Source organism: Sulfitobacter sp. HI0040, from assembly GCF_001634885.1.
Lineage (GTDB): Bacteria > Pseudomonadota > Alphaproteobacteria > Rhodobacterales > Rhodobacteraceae > Sulfitobacter.
Genome location: NZ_LWEX01000596.1, coordinates 1 through 270 on the forward strand (window position 1 = coordinate 1; position 270 = coordinate 270).

A 270-nucleotide genomic window follows, 5' to 3' on the forward strand; every position below is an offset into this window, starting at 1 on the left:
AATAACATTACCTTGAGGGAGGATAAACCATGTCGCGTATCGCTTTGGTCACAGGGGGCAGCCGGGGCATCGGTGCCGCCATTTCGCGGGAACTGAAAGAGGCGGGATATACCGTTGCGGCCACCTATGCCGGCAACGACGACGCCGCCGCCAAATTCACGGATGAAACCGGCATCAAGACCTACAAGTGGAACGTGGCCGACTACGACGATTCCAAGGCCGGAATTGAAAAGGTCGAATCCGAACTCGGCCCGATCGAGATTGTCGTGG

The 270-nt window shown here is 57.0% G+C and carries 1 protein-coding gene; it reads left to right on the top strand.

Features of this window, described 5'->3' with window-relative positions; genetic code table 11:
* Positions 1-29: 29 nt before the first annotated feature.
* Positions 30-270 (top strand): SDR family NAD(P)-dependent oxidoreductase (locus A3728_RS21360; RefSeq protein ID WP_150120942.1); only part of this gene is annotated, 241 nt, incomplete at its 3' end.